At 73.4% G+C, this 13,936-nt stretch carries 11 protein-coding genes; 8 read left to right on the plus strand and 3 right to left on the minus strand.

Features of this window, described 5'->3' with window-relative positions; genetic code table 11:
- Window positions 1-22 precede the first annotated feature (22 nt).
- Window positions 23-2,224, plus strand: coding sequence for a bifunctional glycosyltransferase/CDP-glycerol:glycerophosphate glycerophosphotransferase (locus ACZ7N4_RS05885; RefSeq protein WP_471354184.1), 2,202 nt, complete (start codon window positions 23-25; stop codon window positions 2,222-2,224).
- Between the two features lie 6 nt (window positions 2,225-2,230).
- Window positions 2,231-4,432, plus strand: a complete 2,202-nt coding sequence (locus ACZ7N4_RS05890) for a bifunctional glycosyltransferase/CDP-glycerol:glycerophosphate glycerophosphotransferase (protein ID WP_471354186.1) — start codon at window positions 2,231-2,233, stop codon at window positions 4,430-4,432.
- A 63-nt stretch (window positions 4,433-4,495) separates the two neighbouring features.
- On the opposite strand, the gene ACZ7N4_RS05895 is transcribed toward ACZ7N4_RS05890, so the two are convergent.
- On the minus strand, window positions 4,496-4,909 hold the full coding sequence (locus ACZ7N4_RS05895; RefSeq protein ID WP_189294576.1) for an organic hydroperoxide resistance protein: 414 nt from the start codon (window positions 4,907-4,909) through the stop codon (window positions 4,496-4,498).
- A 73-nt stretch (window positions 4,910-4,982) separates the two neighbouring features.
- Between ACZ7N4_RS05895 and ACZ7N4_RS05900 the strand changes: the two genes are divergently transcribed.
- A complete protein-coding gene (locus tag ACZ7N4_RS05900; RefSeq protein WP_471354188.1) occupies window positions 4,983-5,474 on the plus strand; it encodes a MarR family winged helix-turn-helix transcriptional regulator in 492 nt (163 codons plus the stop codon).
- On the opposite strand, the gene ACZ7N4_RS05905 is transcribed toward ACZ7N4_RS05900, so the two are convergent.
- Window positions 5,422-6,987: a glycosyltransferase family 39 protein gene (locus ACZ7N4_RS05905; RefSeq protein ID WP_471354191.1), complete on the minus strand. Its 1,566-nt coding sequence runs from the start codon at window positions 6,985-6,987 to the stop codon at window positions 5,422-5,424. The two genes, ACZ7N4_RS05900 and ACZ7N4_RS05905, sit on opposite strands and share 53 nt — an antisense overlap.
- Before the next feature lie 231 nt (window positions 6,988-7,218).
- On the opposite strand from ACZ7N4_RS05905, the gene ACZ7N4_RS05910 reads away from it, so the two are divergent.
- Genes ACZ7N4_RS05910 through galE form a run of 3 tightly spaced genes read left to right on the plus strand, consistent with a single transcriptional unit; the run spans window position 7,219 to window position 11,221 of the window.
- The gene (locus ACZ7N4_RS05910; protein ID WP_471354193.1) at window positions 7,219-8,490 is read left to right on the plus strand and encodes a glycosyltransferase 87 family protein; all 1,272 of its coding nucleotides are present in this window, start codon (window positions 7,219-7,221) and stop codon (window positions 8,488-8,490) included.
- A gap of 44 nt (window positions 8,491-8,534) precedes the next feature.
- Window positions 8,535-10,199 carry a glycosyltransferase family 2 protein gene (locus tag ACZ7N4_RS05915; RefSeq protein ID WP_471354282.1) on the plus strand — a complete coding sequence of 555 codons (1,665 nt, stop codon included), beginning with the start codon at window positions 8,535-8,537 and terminating at the stop codon, window positions 10,197-10,199.
- A 41-nt stretch (window positions 10,200-10,240) separates the two neighbouring features.
- Window positions 10,241-11,221, plus strand: a complete 981-nt coding sequence (galE, locus tag ACZ7N4_RS05920; RefSeq protein WP_471354195.1) for a UDP-glucose 4-epimerase GalE — start codon at window positions 10,241-10,243, stop codon at window positions 11,219-11,221.
- A 33-nt stretch (window positions 11,222-11,254) separates the two neighbouring features.
- Here galE and ACZ7N4_RS05925 read toward each other — a convergent pair whose 3' ends face one another.
- Complete coding sequence (locus tag ACZ7N4_RS05925; RefSeq protein ID WP_471354197.1) at window positions 11,255-11,893, minus strand: TetR/AcrR family transcriptional regulator; 639 nt, start codon at window positions 11,891-11,893, stop codon at window positions 11,255-11,257.
- A gap of 205 nt (window positions 11,894-12,098) precedes the next feature.
- On the opposite strand from ACZ7N4_RS05925, the gene ACZ7N4_RS05930 reads away from it, so the two are divergent.
- Together ACZ7N4_RS05930 and ACZ7N4_RS05935 are read left to right on the plus strand one after the other, a co-directional pair.
- Window positions 12,099-13,013 (plus strand): ABC transporter permease, encoded by a 915-nt coding sequence (locus ACZ7N4_RS05930; RefSeq protein ID WP_471354199.1) that lies wholly within the window; start codon window positions 12,099-12,101, stop codon window positions 13,011-13,013.
- Window positions 13,006-13,917 (plus strand): ABC transporter ATP-binding protein, encoded by a 912-nt coding sequence (locus ACZ7N4_RS05935; RefSeq protein ID WP_471354202.1) that lies wholly within the window; start codon window positions 13,006-13,008, stop codon window positions 13,915-13,917. The genes ACZ7N4_RS05930 and ACZ7N4_RS05935 overlap by 8 nt, the downstream gene beginning before the upstream one ends.
- Window positions 13,918-13,936: the final 19 nt, after the last annotated feature.

The raw sequence follows: 13,936 nt of genomic DNA on the forward strand, positions 1-13,936 counted from the left end.
GCAAGACGACAGAAAGAACAGAATGCCCCGCTTCAGCATCATCGTTCCGTCCCACGGGGTCGCCGGCCGGCTGTCCCAGGCGCTGGACTCGGTCCTCGGCCAGTCCTTCGGCGACCTCCAGCTGATCCCGGTCTGTGACGCCCCCGACGCCCCGGCCGCCGAGGTGGCGGCCGGGTATGCCGGGCGGGACTCCCGGGTGACCCCCGTCCACTCGCCGCCGTCCGCCGGGATCAGCGGGGCGCGCAACACCGGGATCCGGGCGGCGACCGGCACGTACCTGCTGTTCCTGGACGGCGACGACCTGCTGCTGCCGGGCGCGCTCGCGGCGTTGGACGCCCGGTTGTCCGAGACCGGCGGCGTGGACGTGCTGTACTTCGAGCACGAGCGCGTCCCCTGGTGGGAGGGCGAGCCGACGAACCCGGCCGCGCCGCTGCTCGCGGGGGCCCCGAAGGGCGCCTTCGCCCCCGCCGACCGGCCCGCGCTGACCGGCGTCCCGCTGCCGGCGTGGAGCGCCGTCCACCGCCGCGCCTTCCTCACCGAGCACGAACTCGCCTTTCCGGACGGACACTTCACCGACCTGGGCTGGGGCGGGCTGGTGACCGTCGCCGCCGAGCGGATCGCGGTGCTGCGCCAGACCGTCGTACGGCACCGGCTGCGCCGCCAGGGCAGCCGGCTCAATCTGCCGGGCCCGCACCAGCACACCCTGCTGGACCAGGTGGAGCGGGTGCTGACACGGGCGGCCGAGCGGTCCCTGCCCGCCGAGCGCACCGGGCCCCTGTTCGACCAGCTGTTCGCCATGGTGCTGAGGACGGCGTCCCGGCCGGAGCGGCTGTCTCGCGGGCGCCGGGCGTTCTTCCGCCGCGCGGCCCGCCTGTACCGGGCGCACCGGCCGGCCGGCCACCGGGTGCCGGACGGCAGCCTCGGGGTGCAGCACCGGCTGCTGGCGGCCGGCGCGTACACCGCGTTCCGTGCGCTGCGCGGCGCCAACCGGGCGACCGGCGGCGCCGTCGAACGGCTGCCGCGCCCGCGGATGCTGCGCACCCGGCTGCGCTACGCCCGCGACCTGCGCCGCCCGCTCGATCCGAACCTCGCCGTGTACTGCGCCTACTGGGGCCGCGGCTACGCCTGCAACCCGGCCGCGATCCACGCCAAGGCCCGCGAACTCGCCCCGCACCTGCGCTCGGTGTTCCTGGTCGAGGCCGGCCAGGAACACGCCGTACCGGAGGGCGTCGAGTACGCGGTGATCGGCTCCCGGCGCTCCTGGGAGCTGCTGGCCCGCGCCACGTACCTGGTCAACAACGCGAACTTCGCCGAGGGCGTCGTCAAGCGGCCGGGCAGTGTGCACCTGCAGACCCAGCACGGCACCCCGCTGAAGACGATGGGCGTGGACCAGTCGACGTACCCGGTCGTCGCCGCCCGGTCCGGCAGCTTCACCAGACTGCTCGGCCGGGTCGACCGCTGGGACTTCAACCTGTCGTCCAACCGCCACTCCACCCAGATGTGGGAGCGTGCCTTCCCCGGCTCCTACGAGCACCTGGAGTACGGCTATCCGCGCAACGACGTCTACTACACGGCGACCGCGGCCGACGTCACCCGGATCCGGCGGGAGCTGGGCGTGCCGGAGGGTGCGACGGCCGTGCTGTACGCGCCGACCCACCGCGACCACCACACCGGTTTCGAGCCCGGCCTGGACCTGGAGGCGTTCTGCGCGGCGGCCGGCGAGGACGTCGTCGTCCTGCTGCGCGCCCACTACTTCTACGACCGGGGCGGCTGTCGGGGCTCGGACCGCATCATCGACGTCACCGCGCACCGCTCCTCGGAGGACGTGTGCCTGGCCGCGGACGCGCTGGTCACCGACTACTCCTCCATCATGTTCGACTACGCCAACCTGGACCGGCCGATCGTCGTCTACGCCGACGACTGGGACGTCTACCGGGAGACCCGGGGCGTGTACTTCGACCTGATGGCCGAGCCGCCCGGGCTGGTCGCCCGGACCCCTCAGGAGCTGGCCGCCGTCTTCCGCGACGGCTCGTACGCGGGCCCGGAGGCGCAGGCGCTCAGGGCCGCGTTCCGGGAGCGGTTCTGCCAGTTCGACGACGGGCGGGCCGCCGAGCGGGTGGTGCGCCGGGTGCTGCTCGGGGAGCCGCCGGAGGCGGTCCCGCCGGTGATCCCGCTCGCGGAACGCGTTCCCGCCCCCGCCGCCGCGACCCTCGTGAGGAGCTGACCCGCCGTGCCCCGCTTCAGTGTGATCGTGCCCTGTTTCAAGGTGCAGGGCTTCCTGCGCGAGTGCCTGGACTCGGTGCTCGGGCAGTCCTTCGGCGACTTCGAGCTGATCGCCGTGGACGACTGCTCCCCGGACGGCTCCGGCGCGATCCTCGACGAGTACGCCGAGCGCGACCCGCGCGTGCGGGTGCTCCACCTGCCGGAGAACGTGGGCCTCGGCCGGGCCCGCAACGCGGGGATGCCGCACGCCACCGGCGACTACCTCTTCTTCCTGGACAGCGACGACACCCTCACCCCGGGTGCGCTGCGGGCCGTCGCCGACCGGCTCGCCGAGGCCGAGGACCCGGACGTGCTGGTCTTCGACTACGCGCGCACCTACTGGTGGGGCGGCACCCGCCGCAACGTCCTCGCGCACCTCCTCACGCGCGAGGGCACGTTCAGCGCCTCGGAGTATCCGGAGATCCTCGACCTGCTGATGGTGGTCTGGAACAAGGTCTACCGGCGGGACTTCGTCACGGCGGGCGGCTTCGAGTTCCCGCCCGGCTACTACGAGGACACCCCCTGGACCTTCCCGGTCATGCTGAGCGCCCGCCGGATCGCCGCCCTGGACCGGATCTGCCTGAACTACCGGCAGCGCCGGCAGGGCAACATCCTGTCCACCACCAGCCGCAAGCACTTCGACGTCCACGACCAGTACGAGCGGGTCTTCGCGTTCGTGGCCGAGCGGCCGGAGCTGGCGGACTGGCGGCCGTACCTGCACCGCAAGATGGGCGAGCACTGTCTGGACATCCTGGCCAAGCCGGACCGGCTGCCGCCCGCCGACAGGGCCGAGTTCTTCCGGCGTACGGCGGAGATGTTCCGCAGGCACCGGCCCGAGGGCGCCCGGGTGGACGGGGAGGTCGCCGTGCTGACCGGTTCCTGGACCGGGTACCGGGTGAAGCGGCAGGCGGCGCGGGCCGGGCGGGAGGCGGCCCGGCAGGCGGAGCGGGCGCGGTCGGCGGCCGCCCGGCGGGCCCGCTCCGGCTGGACGGCGCTGCACGCGCACCGGCCGCTCGACCCGCGGCTCGTGGTCTACTCGGCGTCCTCGCACCGGGGACTGCTCGGCGACCCGGCGGCGATCTACGCGAAGGCCCGCGAGATCGCCCCGCAGCTGCGCGGGGTGTGGGTGGTGCGGGACGCGGAGACGGCCGCGCGGCTGCCGCCCGGCGTGGAGCACGTGATCGTCGGCTCACGGCGCTACCTGGAGGTCACCGCGCGCGCGAAGTTCTTCGTGAACGACGTCAACTGGCCCGGCACGCTGGCCAAACGCCCCGGCAGCGTGCACATCCACACCCACCAGGGCACGCCGCTGAAGTACGTGGGCGCCGACCTGCTCGACAAGCCCGGTGCCCGGCTCGGCTTCGACGTGCCGCAGATGCTGCGCCGCGCCGACCGCTGGGACTACAGCCTGGTCGCCAATCCCCACTCGGAGCTGGTCTGGGAGCGGGCCTACCCGTGTCACTTCACCTCGGTGCGCACCGGCAGCCCGCGCAACGACGTGCTGGTGGAGGGTGGTGCCGGCGGCTTCCGGGAACGGCACGGCATCCCGGCGGACCACACGGTGGTGCTGTACGCGCCGACCCGCCGGGACTACCGCCGGAGCGGGCACGTGGAGCGGTTCGACCTGGCCCGGTTCGCGGCCGACCTCGGCGAGGGGCACACGCTGGTGGTCCGGCTGCACCCGTCGCTGTCGAGCGGTCCCGCGCGGGGCATGGGCCTGGCAGAGCTGGCCCGGCGCGGGATCGTGGTCGACGCGACCGACGAACCCGACCTCGCCGACGTACTGCTCGCGGCGGACGCGCTGGTCACCGACTACTCGTCGGTGATGTTCGACTACGCCGTCCTGGACCGGCCGATCGTGGTGCACGCCGACGACTGGCCCGCGTTCACGGCGAGCCGGGGCGCCTATGTCGACATCACGGCCGAGCCGCCCGGTCATGTCTCGGCCTCGTACCGGGAGCTGGCCTGGCTGTTCGCCTCGGGGGCATGGCGGGACGAGGAGTCGGCGCGGCTGCGCGCGGACTTCCGGGCCCGGTTCTGCGCGTACGAGGACGGGCGGGCCGCCGAACGGGTGGTACGGACGCTGTTGCTGGGCGAGCCGCTGTCCGGCCCGGAGCCGGTACGGATCCCGGGGCAGGCGTCGGCACCGGACGCGCTGACGTCGGCGTAGGGCGGGACGCGGAGGGGGCCGGCCCCATCGGGACCGGCCCCCTCACGACGACGTGCCCGGTGACTACTCGATGACCAGGTCGACGTCGATGTTGCCGCGGGTGGCGTTGGAGTACGGGCAGACCTGGTGGGCGGTCTCGACCAGCTTGCGGCCGGTCTCCTGGTCCACGGTCTCGGGCAGCTCGACGCGGAGGGTGACCTTCAGCCCGAAGCCCTCGCCCTGCTTGCCTATGCCGACCTCGGCGGTCACGGCCGCGTCGCTGACGTCGACCTTGGCCTGGCGGCCGACGAGGCCGAGGGCGCTGCCGAAGCAGGCGGCGTACCCGGCGGCGAAGAGCTGCTCGGGGTTGGTGCCCTGACCGTTGCCGCCCAGCTCCACCGGCATGGCCAGGGCGAGGTCGATCCTGCCGTCGGAGGAGACGGCACGGCCCTCGCGGCCGTGGGTGGCGGTGGCGACGGCGGTGTAGAGCGCGTCCATGAAGACCATCCCTCTCGGGTGTGCGGTTCGTTGTGCCATAAGTAGAGCACACAACTAAATTGTGCACAACTAAATGGCTCGCAAGAGCTACCCTGGAGTCATGAACGACACGGAGTGGCTGCGCCTGGACCGCCAGATCTGCTTCTCGCTGCACGCGGCGTCCCGCGCCTTCAACGGCGTCTACCGCGTCATCCTCAAGGACCTCGGCCTCACCTACCCCCAGTACCTGGTGATGCTGGTGCTGTGGGAAGAGGGCGACCTGCCGGTCAAGAAGCTCGGCGAGCAGCTGCGGCTCGACTCCGGCACGCTGTCCCCGCTGGTCAAGCGGCTGGAGGGGGCCGGTCTGGTCCGGCGCGAACGCAGCGCCGAGGACGAGCGCTCGGTCCTGGTCCGGCTCACCGAGGACGGCGCGGCGCTGCGCGAGCGGGCGCTGGAGGTACCCCGCAGGATCATGTCGGCGACCGGTTTCGACCTGGCCGGGATCGTCGACCTGCGCGCCCGGCTGGACCAGCTCACCACCGCTCTGGACGCGGCGGCGGAGGCGGAGGCACGGGCGGCGCGCTGACCGGGCGGACGTAGAGCCGTACGGCCGCCCCGCCCCGCACCTCTTCGCTCCGGACCACGAACTCCTCCCGGAGCACGGCCGCCTTCGCCCGCTCCACGGGGTCGCGCGGTGCCCAGTGCCCGGCGAGCACCCTGCGGTCCGCGACGACCCACACCCGGTCCACCCCCGCCAGCCGGCGCCGCACCTCGGCCGCCCCGGCCTCCCGCCCGTACAGCGTCCCCGACTCGTCGGCGCCCGCCGCCAGCGCCAGGTCCCGTGCCCCGCGGAACGCCCCCGGATACGTGAGCGCCACGTTCCGCATCGGCACGGGGAGGTACAGCACGGGGTCGCCGGGGCCCAGCCTGCGCGCGGCGACACGGGAGACGGCGGCCAGATCGTCGGGCCTGCGCCCGGGATCCCGGTCCTTCTGGAGGAGGGGGGCCTGGTGGAGGAGGGAGAGGGCGAGGGCGAGGACACCGGTGAGGGTGAGACAGGGCGGCCGCAACCGGGGGGACCCTCCCGGCCGGCCGTCGGCGTACGGGCAGTCGCTCCGGCCGGTGACGGCGCTGGGCACGCGGTGCCCACCGCACCGCAGGCGTTCCACCACCCCCGCCACCCGCTCCGCCCCGGCCGCCACCAACAGCGGCGCCCCCGACAGGGCGTACAGCACATAGCGGTCGACGTACAGCGGCGACACCTGGGACGCCAGCATCAGGACCACCGGCGGCACCACCACCACCGGCAGCCCCGCCCCCGCACAGGTGACCTCCCCCGGTCGCCCCACCAGCCCCGCGAGTCCCAGCACAGCGAGTCCGAGGCACACCCAGAACACCTCGTCCGCCGGCCCGAGAAACCCCCGCAGCAGCCCTTCCGCCGTCTCCGCCGTAGGCGCCCGCAGCCACGCCACCTGCGCCGCCTGCCCCCGCGACACCACCACCATCGGCACCAGGGACAGGGCGACCGCCCCCGCCGCACGCCCCCACCCCCGCCACACCCGCCGCCCCGCACGCGCCAGCGCGAGCGACCCCGCGTGGGCCAGGAGCAGCAGCACCGCGAACTCGTGGAGCCAGCAGGTGAGTCCGAGCACGAGGCCGTAGGGCCACCAGGAACCGCCGCCGACGCCCCGCACGAACAGCAGTGTCGCCGCGGTGGCCCCGGCCGCGACCAGCGCGTAGGAGCGGCCCTCCTGGGCGTAGTGACCGGCCATCGGTGTGACGGCGTACAGCAGTCCGGCCCACAGTCCCACCCGGGGCCGGGCCAGCCGGGTGCCGAGCGCGGCCACCAGCGCCGCCGTGCCGGCCGCCGCGCACACCGACGGCAGCCGGAGCGCGACCTCGCCGGGGTGGACGGCGAGGACGGCGTGCAGCAGGAGGTAGTACAGACCGTGCACCGCGTCCACGTCGTGCAGCAGGTGCCAGATCTGCGGGACGGTCCGCCGCCCCACCTGGTAGCTGACGGCCTCGTCGCGCCACATGCCGCCCCGGTCGAGCCCCCAGAGCCCGAGCGAGAGCATCACCAGCGCGGGCACGCCCACGGCGGCGGCCCGGGTCAGCCGCGTCCCGGCGGGCGCCGGTGCCCCCTGCGGGGGGTGGCTCGTTGCACCCGTCGGTACGCCAGTGGTCGCTCCAGCCGCCCGGCGCGACTGGGGTTTCGCAGGAAGCCCGACGTTCACCATGGCCCGATCTCTTGCGATTAGCCAATATTTGCGGTTGTTGACGGCGTATCAGCAGGGATACACCATCCGCACGACTTAGGCTCCCATGTGATGAACCGTCTGCGCGTCACCCCCGGCCCGGTCCTCGCTCTCACCGCCATCTGGCTCACCACCCGCGCCCTGATGCTCTGGCTGCTCGTGCACGGGGGCGCCCCGATGCTCGGCGGCGGATCGGTGACCCGGGAGGTGTGGCGGCTGTACTTCCACTGGTACGGCGTCCTCGCGCACGGCTCGTTCCCGGTGCACGACACCCTGTGGCAGTACCCGCCGGGCGCCGGCGCGGTCCTGCTGGCACCGGGCCTGCTGCCGGGCCTGACGTACTTCGAGGCGTTCGTGCTGCTCACCCTGGCCGTGGACGCGCTGACCGTGGCGGCGCTGCTCCGCGCGGGCACCCGCCCCGGGCGCAGCCTGCTCGGCGCGGCCGTGTGGACCGGCGGCCTGCCGCTGCTGCTGCACCTGCCGCTCGCCCGGTACGACGTCCAGGTCACCGCCCTGGCCGTGCTGTCCCTGCTGGCCTCGGCGCGCTCCCCGCGCGCGGGCGGCGTGTTCGGGGCGCTGGGCGCGCTGGTGAAGGTGTGGCCGGCGCTGGTGCTGCTGGGGACGCCCCGCGGACGGCCGACGCGCACGGCGTGGGCGTGGGCGGCGGGGACCGGGGGCGCGTGCCTCGCCCTGCTCGCGGCCTGCTTCACCCACCCGCTGTCCTTCCTGCGCGAGCAGGGCGGCCGGGGGGTGCAGATCGAGTCCCTCGGCGGTACGGCGCTCAACCTGGCCCGGCGGGCCGGCTGGCCGGGCCGGGCCCGCTACCGGTACGGCGCGATCGAGATGACCGGCCCGCACGTGGACACCGTCGCCACCGCCTCCCTCGTCCTGACGGCGGTCTCCTTCGGGCTGCTGGTGCTGTGGCGGGTGCGGGCGCGGCACTGGACCGAGGCCACGCCGTACGACGCGGCGCTGAGCGGGGTGCTGCTGTTCACCGTCACCAGCCGGGTGATCAGCCCGCAGTACATGGTCTGGCTGATCGGGCTGGCCGCCGTGTGCCTGACCTCGCGGCACACCAGCCAGCGGCCGGTGGCGGTACTGGTCCTCGCGGCGTCCGCGCTGAGCACCGTGGTGTACCCGATGTACTACCGCGAGGTGATCGGCGGCACCTGGGCCGGGGTCCTGCTGATGCTGGCCCGCAACGGACTGCTGACGGCCGCCGCCGTGCTGTCCTTCGCGCGGCTGTGGCGGGCCGCGCGGCCGCCGGCCGGAAAGTCCGCGCTCTCGACGCAACCCCGGCCGGGTTCCGACCGTCTTCCGAAGCGAGCACTAAGCCTCTCCTAACGGGGTATTACCGAATATTCGTACGCTCCCGGCCCATGGACCCCATGCCTCCAGAACCGCCAGTACCGCCAGAACCGCACGCGGAGCCGGCACCGGCACCGGTGCCTCGGGTCGCCGTCGTCGTGATCGGCTACAACGACCGCGCCCACGTGGGCGACGCGGTGCGTTCGGCGCTGGCACAGGGGGCCTCGGTCGCCGAGGTGATCGCCGTCGACGACTGCTCCACCGACGGCAGCGAGGCACTGCTCGCCCGGCTGGCCGCCGGGGAACCGCGGCTGCGCGTGGTGCGCCGGAACGTGAACAGCGGTGGCTGCGGCAGTCCGCGCAACACCGGCATCGACGCGGTGACGGCCCCGTACGTGATGTTCCTGGACAGCGACGACGTGCTGCCGCCCGGCGCGGTGGACGCGCTGCTGACGGCGGCCGAAGCGGCGCACGCCGCGGTGGCGAGCGGTCTGTGCGTGCGCCGGGAGCTGCCCTCGGGGCGTGAACAGCCCTGGCAGGCGCCGCTGTACACGGAGCACACCGTCCTGGACCGCCCCGCCCAGCGCCCCCGCCTGGTCCACGACACACTGTGCGTCAACAAGCTGTACCGCACCGACTTCCTGCGCGACCACGGCATCCGCTTCCCCGAGGGCCGCTTCCTCTACGAGGACATCGTCTTCACCGCGCGCGTGCTGGCCGCCGGCCCGCGCGTCGCGCTCGTACCGGACCGGGTGTACGTGTGGCAGGTGCGCCGGTCGGCCGAGCGGCTGTCGCTCTCGCTGGACCGGGGGCACATCGACAACTGGACGGCGCGTGTCGAGGCGTGCGCACTGGCGTACGACATCCTGCTGAGCGCCGGGCAGAAGGAGCTGGCGCGGGGAGCGCGCGCCAAGTTCCTCGACCACGAGGTGCGGATGTACGCGCGCGAGCTGGGGTTGCGCGACGCGCGCTACCGGCGCGCGTGGTGGGCGCGTACCCGGGAGCACCTCGCACGCTACGACGCGGCCGACTGGGAGCTGAACCCCGCCGCCCCCGGCCGCCTGATCGGCCGGGTCGTCCTGGAGTCGCCCGAGCCGTGCGACCTGCCCCGGCTGCGCGAGCTCGCGTCCCGCCCGGCGCGCCTGCTCCCGCCGTACGCCCGCGCGGCCGACGGAACCCCGGCCTGGTCCCCCGGCCTCCCCCAGGTCTCCCTGGCCCCCCTGCTCACCCGTCCCGTTCCCACGCTCCCGCTGGCGGTGGACGCGGAACTGCGCCCCCGCGCGCGCGGCTCGGTGCTGCGCCTGCGTCTGCACGAGCTGTACGGCCGGGTGGCCGAGGCGGGCCCGCGCGAGGTGGACGTGGAGTGGCACGCCCGCGACGACGACCGTACGCGCGGGCGCACGACGGTGGCGCTCACCCCCTGCGACGCGGACTCCACCGACAGCGGGGGCACCGCCGGCACCTGGTCGGCGGAGGTTCCCGTCGGTCTGGCGGGGCTCGGCTCGGGCACCTGGGACCTGCGGCTCACGCTCCGTTTCGCGGACGGCGGGCAGCGGGAGGTGACGGCGCACGCCCTCGCGGGCGCCGGCCGACTGCGCCGGCGCGCCGTGCCGAGCGCCGTGCACGGCGTGCTGCTGGTCCAGCCGTACGCCACGCACTCCGGCGCGCTGGCGGTGCGGGTGGCGACCGGAGCGGGCGGAGTGCTGCGGGTGCTCCGCGGCCGGCTGCGCCGCCTGCTTCACTGAGAGGCGGTCCGGCCGACGGACCGACGAAGGGATGGCCGTACATGACCTGGCTGATCACCGGCGGCGCCGGATACATCGGGGCGCACGTCGTCCGCGCGATGACCGCGGCCGGCGAGCGCACGGTCGTCTACGACGACCTGTCCACGGGGATCGCCGAACGCGTGCCGGCCGAGGTCCCGCTGGTGCGCGGCTCGACCCTGGACGCGGACCGGCTGGCCCGCGCCCTCGCCGAGCACGAGATCACCGGCGTCGTCCACCTGGCGGCGAAGAAGCAGGTGGGCGAGTCGGTGCAGCGCCCGCTGCACTACTACCGGGAGAACGTCGAGGGGCTGCGCGTCCTGCTGGAAGCGGTGACGGCGGCGCAGATCCCGTCCTTCCTGTTCTCCTCCTCCGCGGCCGTCTACGGCATGCCCGACGTCGGCCTGGTGACGGAGGAGACACCCTGCCGGCCGCTGTCCCCCTACGGCGAGACGAAGCTGGCCGGCGAGTGGCTGGTGCGCGCCACGGGCCGGGCGACCGGCCTCGCCACGGCGTCGCTGCGCTACTTCAACGTCGCCGGAGCGGCCGGCCCCGACCTCGCCGACACCGGCGTGTCCAACCTGGTCCCGATGGTCTTCGAGCGGCTCACCGCGGGCGCGGCACCGCGGATCTTCGGCGACGACTACCCGACGCCCGACGGCACGTGCGTCCGCGACTACATCCACGTCGTCGACCTGGCCGAGGCCCACGTGGCCGTCGCCCGCGCGCTGCGTTCCGCGCCGGGTGCCGACCTGACCTTCAACATCGGCCGCGGGGAGGGTGTGTCGGTGCGCGAGATGATCGACCGCGTCAACGCGGTCACCGGCTACGACCGCCCCCCGACCGTCACCCCGCGCCGCCCCGGCGACCCCGCCCGCGTGGTCGCCTCGGCCACCCGCATCGCCACGGAACTGGGCTGGCACGCCAAGTACGACGTCCAGGACATGGTCACGTCGGCGTGGGAGGGCTGGGTGCGGGTCCACCCGGAGGCGGCACGGTCGTAGGAAGGCCGCGGGCGGGGGCTCACACGGGGGTCCTCACAACGCCTTCAGCGCCCCCGCCGTGGCCCGCGCCAGCTTCTCCAGGTAGCCCTTGGGCAGCTTCGGGGACCGGATGACCACCGAGCGCCAGTACAGCGGGCCGGAGATCAGGTCCAGGGCCAGTTCGGGGTCGAGTCCCGCGGGGAGTTCGCCGCGCCCCTCCGCCGCCGCCACGATCCGGCTGGCCACCCCCTCCTGACCGTCCCGCAGGGCCTTCTGGAACGCGTCCGCGAGGTCGGGGTTGCGGGCCGCCTCGGCCTGGAGGTCGGGGATGATCTGGGACGCGACGGGGTGGCGCAGGGCGCGGGACGTGACCTCGTACAGCAGCCGCAGGTCGCCCTCCAGTGACCCCGTGTCCGGCACCGGGAACCCGGTCACCGCGAGCGCCGACACCACGTCCAGCACCAGGTGCAGCTTCGAACGCCACCGCCGGTACACCGCCGTCTTGCCGACCCCGGCCCGCCGGGCGATCCCCTCGATGGACATACGGGCGTAGCCGACGGAGGCCAGCTCCTCGAAGACGGCCGCCCGGATGGCCTCGGTCACGTCCTCCCGGAGCACGGCCGCCCCGGCGGGTGCCCGGCGGCGCGCACGCGCCGGCGGCTCGTCGGCGGACCCGGCGGCGTTCGTCGTCATACCGCACAGCATAGGGCGTGACGACGAAACGGTTGCGTTCCGACGTCCGTTGCCCCTACGCTCGCGTTGCGACGATACGGTCCCGTCCCGACGTAAGAGAACGGGAAGAGAAGCGTAAGGAAACGCCGGGCGACGGCCACGAACCAGACGGTCCCGGCGAAAGCCGGACGCAGCACCCCCTCCCCCACGAGCGAAAGCAGCGGATGTGAGCCAGGTCCTCCACACACCGCCCCCGACCCAGGCGCCCGCCGACGAAGACCTCGCGGCGCTGGCCGCCCGGCACGGCCTGTCGGTCAGCGGGGCCCGCCCCTCCCTGTCGGAGTACGTCCGCCGGCTGTGGGCCCGCCGCCACTTCATCAGCGCCTTCGCCACCGCCAAGCTCACCGCGCAGTACAGCCAGGCGAAGCTCGGCCAGGTCTGGCAGGTCATGACCCCGCTGCTGAACGCGGCGGTCTACTACTTCATCTTCGGTGTCCTGCTCGGCACCAAGCACAACGTGCCCGACTACGTGCCGTTCCTGGTCACGGGCGTGTTCATCTGGACGTTCACGCAGAGTTCGATCATGGCCGGCACCCGGGCCATCTCCGGCAACCTCGGCCTGGTCCGCGCCCTGCACTTCCCGCGCGCCGCCCTGCCGATCTCCTTCGCGCTCCAGCAGCTCCAGCAGCTGCTGTTCTCGATGGCCGCGCTGGTCGTCATCCTGCTCTGCTTCGGCGTTCCGGTCGCCGCGTCCTGGGTACTGGCGCTCCCGGCCCTGGTGCTCCAGTTCACCTTCAACGCCGGCGTGTCCATGATCGTGGCGCGGTTGGGCGCCAAGACCCCGGACATCACCCAGCTGATGCCGTTCCTGCTGCGCACGTGGATGTACGTGTCCGGCGTGATGTGGAGCATCGACAAGCTGGCCAAAAAGGACGACCTGCCGCACATCGTCACCGTCCTGCTGGAGCTGAACCCGGCCGCGGTCTACATCGACCTCATGCGGTTCGCGCTGATCGACAGCTTCCACGCCAAGTCCCTGCCCCCGCACGTGTGGGCGGCGGCCACCGGCTGGGCCCTGCTCGCCGGCATCGGCGGCTTCATCTACTTCTGGAAGGCTGAGGAGACGTACGGCCGTGGCTGAGAACGTGAACGACAAGGTCCCCACCGTCGTCGCCGACCGCGTCGACATCGTCTACCGGGTCAACGGCACCGGCGCGGGCCGCGGCTCCGCCACCGCCGCCCTCAACCGCATCCTGCGCCGCAGGCAGACCGAGCAGGCGTCCGGCGTACGCCGGGTGCACGCGGTGCGGAAGGTGTCGTTCGCCGCCTACAAGGGTGAGGCGATCGGGCTCATCGGGACCAACGGTTCGGGAAAGTCGACCCTGCTGAAGGCGGTCGCGGGCCTGCTCCCGGTGGAGAGCGGGCACATCTACACCGACGGCCAGCCGTCCCTGCTCGGCGTCAACGCGGCGCTGATGAACGACCTCACGGGCGAGCGGAACGTCTTCCTCGGCGGCCTCGCCATGGGCATGCCCCGGGAGCAGATCAAGGAGCGCTACCAGGACATCGTCGACTTCTCCGGGATCAACGAGAAGGGCGACTTCATCACCCTGCCGATGCGCACCTACTCCTCCGGCATGGCCGCCCGGCTCCGCTTCTCCATCGCCGCCGCCAAGGACCACGACGTCCTGCTCATCGACGAGGCGCTGGCCACCGGCGACCGCTCCTTCCAGAAGCGCTCCGAGGCCCGCATCCGCGAACTGCGTCAGCACGCGGGCACGGTCTTCCTGGTCAGCCACAACAACAAGTCCATCCGCGACACCTGCGAGCGGGTCCTGTGGCTGGAGCGCGGCGAACTGCGCATGGACGGGCCGACCGAGGAGGTCATGAAGGAGTACGAGGCCTTCACCGGCGACAAGAAGCCGGCTCCGAAACCGGCTCCGAAGAAGCCCGCGCCGAAGCCGGAGGCCACGGAAGCGAAAACGGAGGCCACAAAAGCGGACACACCGCAACCGGACGCGCGGAAAGTCGCTCTACCTTCCTGAGTCCACCCCGTAGACCCAG

The organism is Streptomyces sp. NPDC107654 (genome assembly GCF_055639035.1).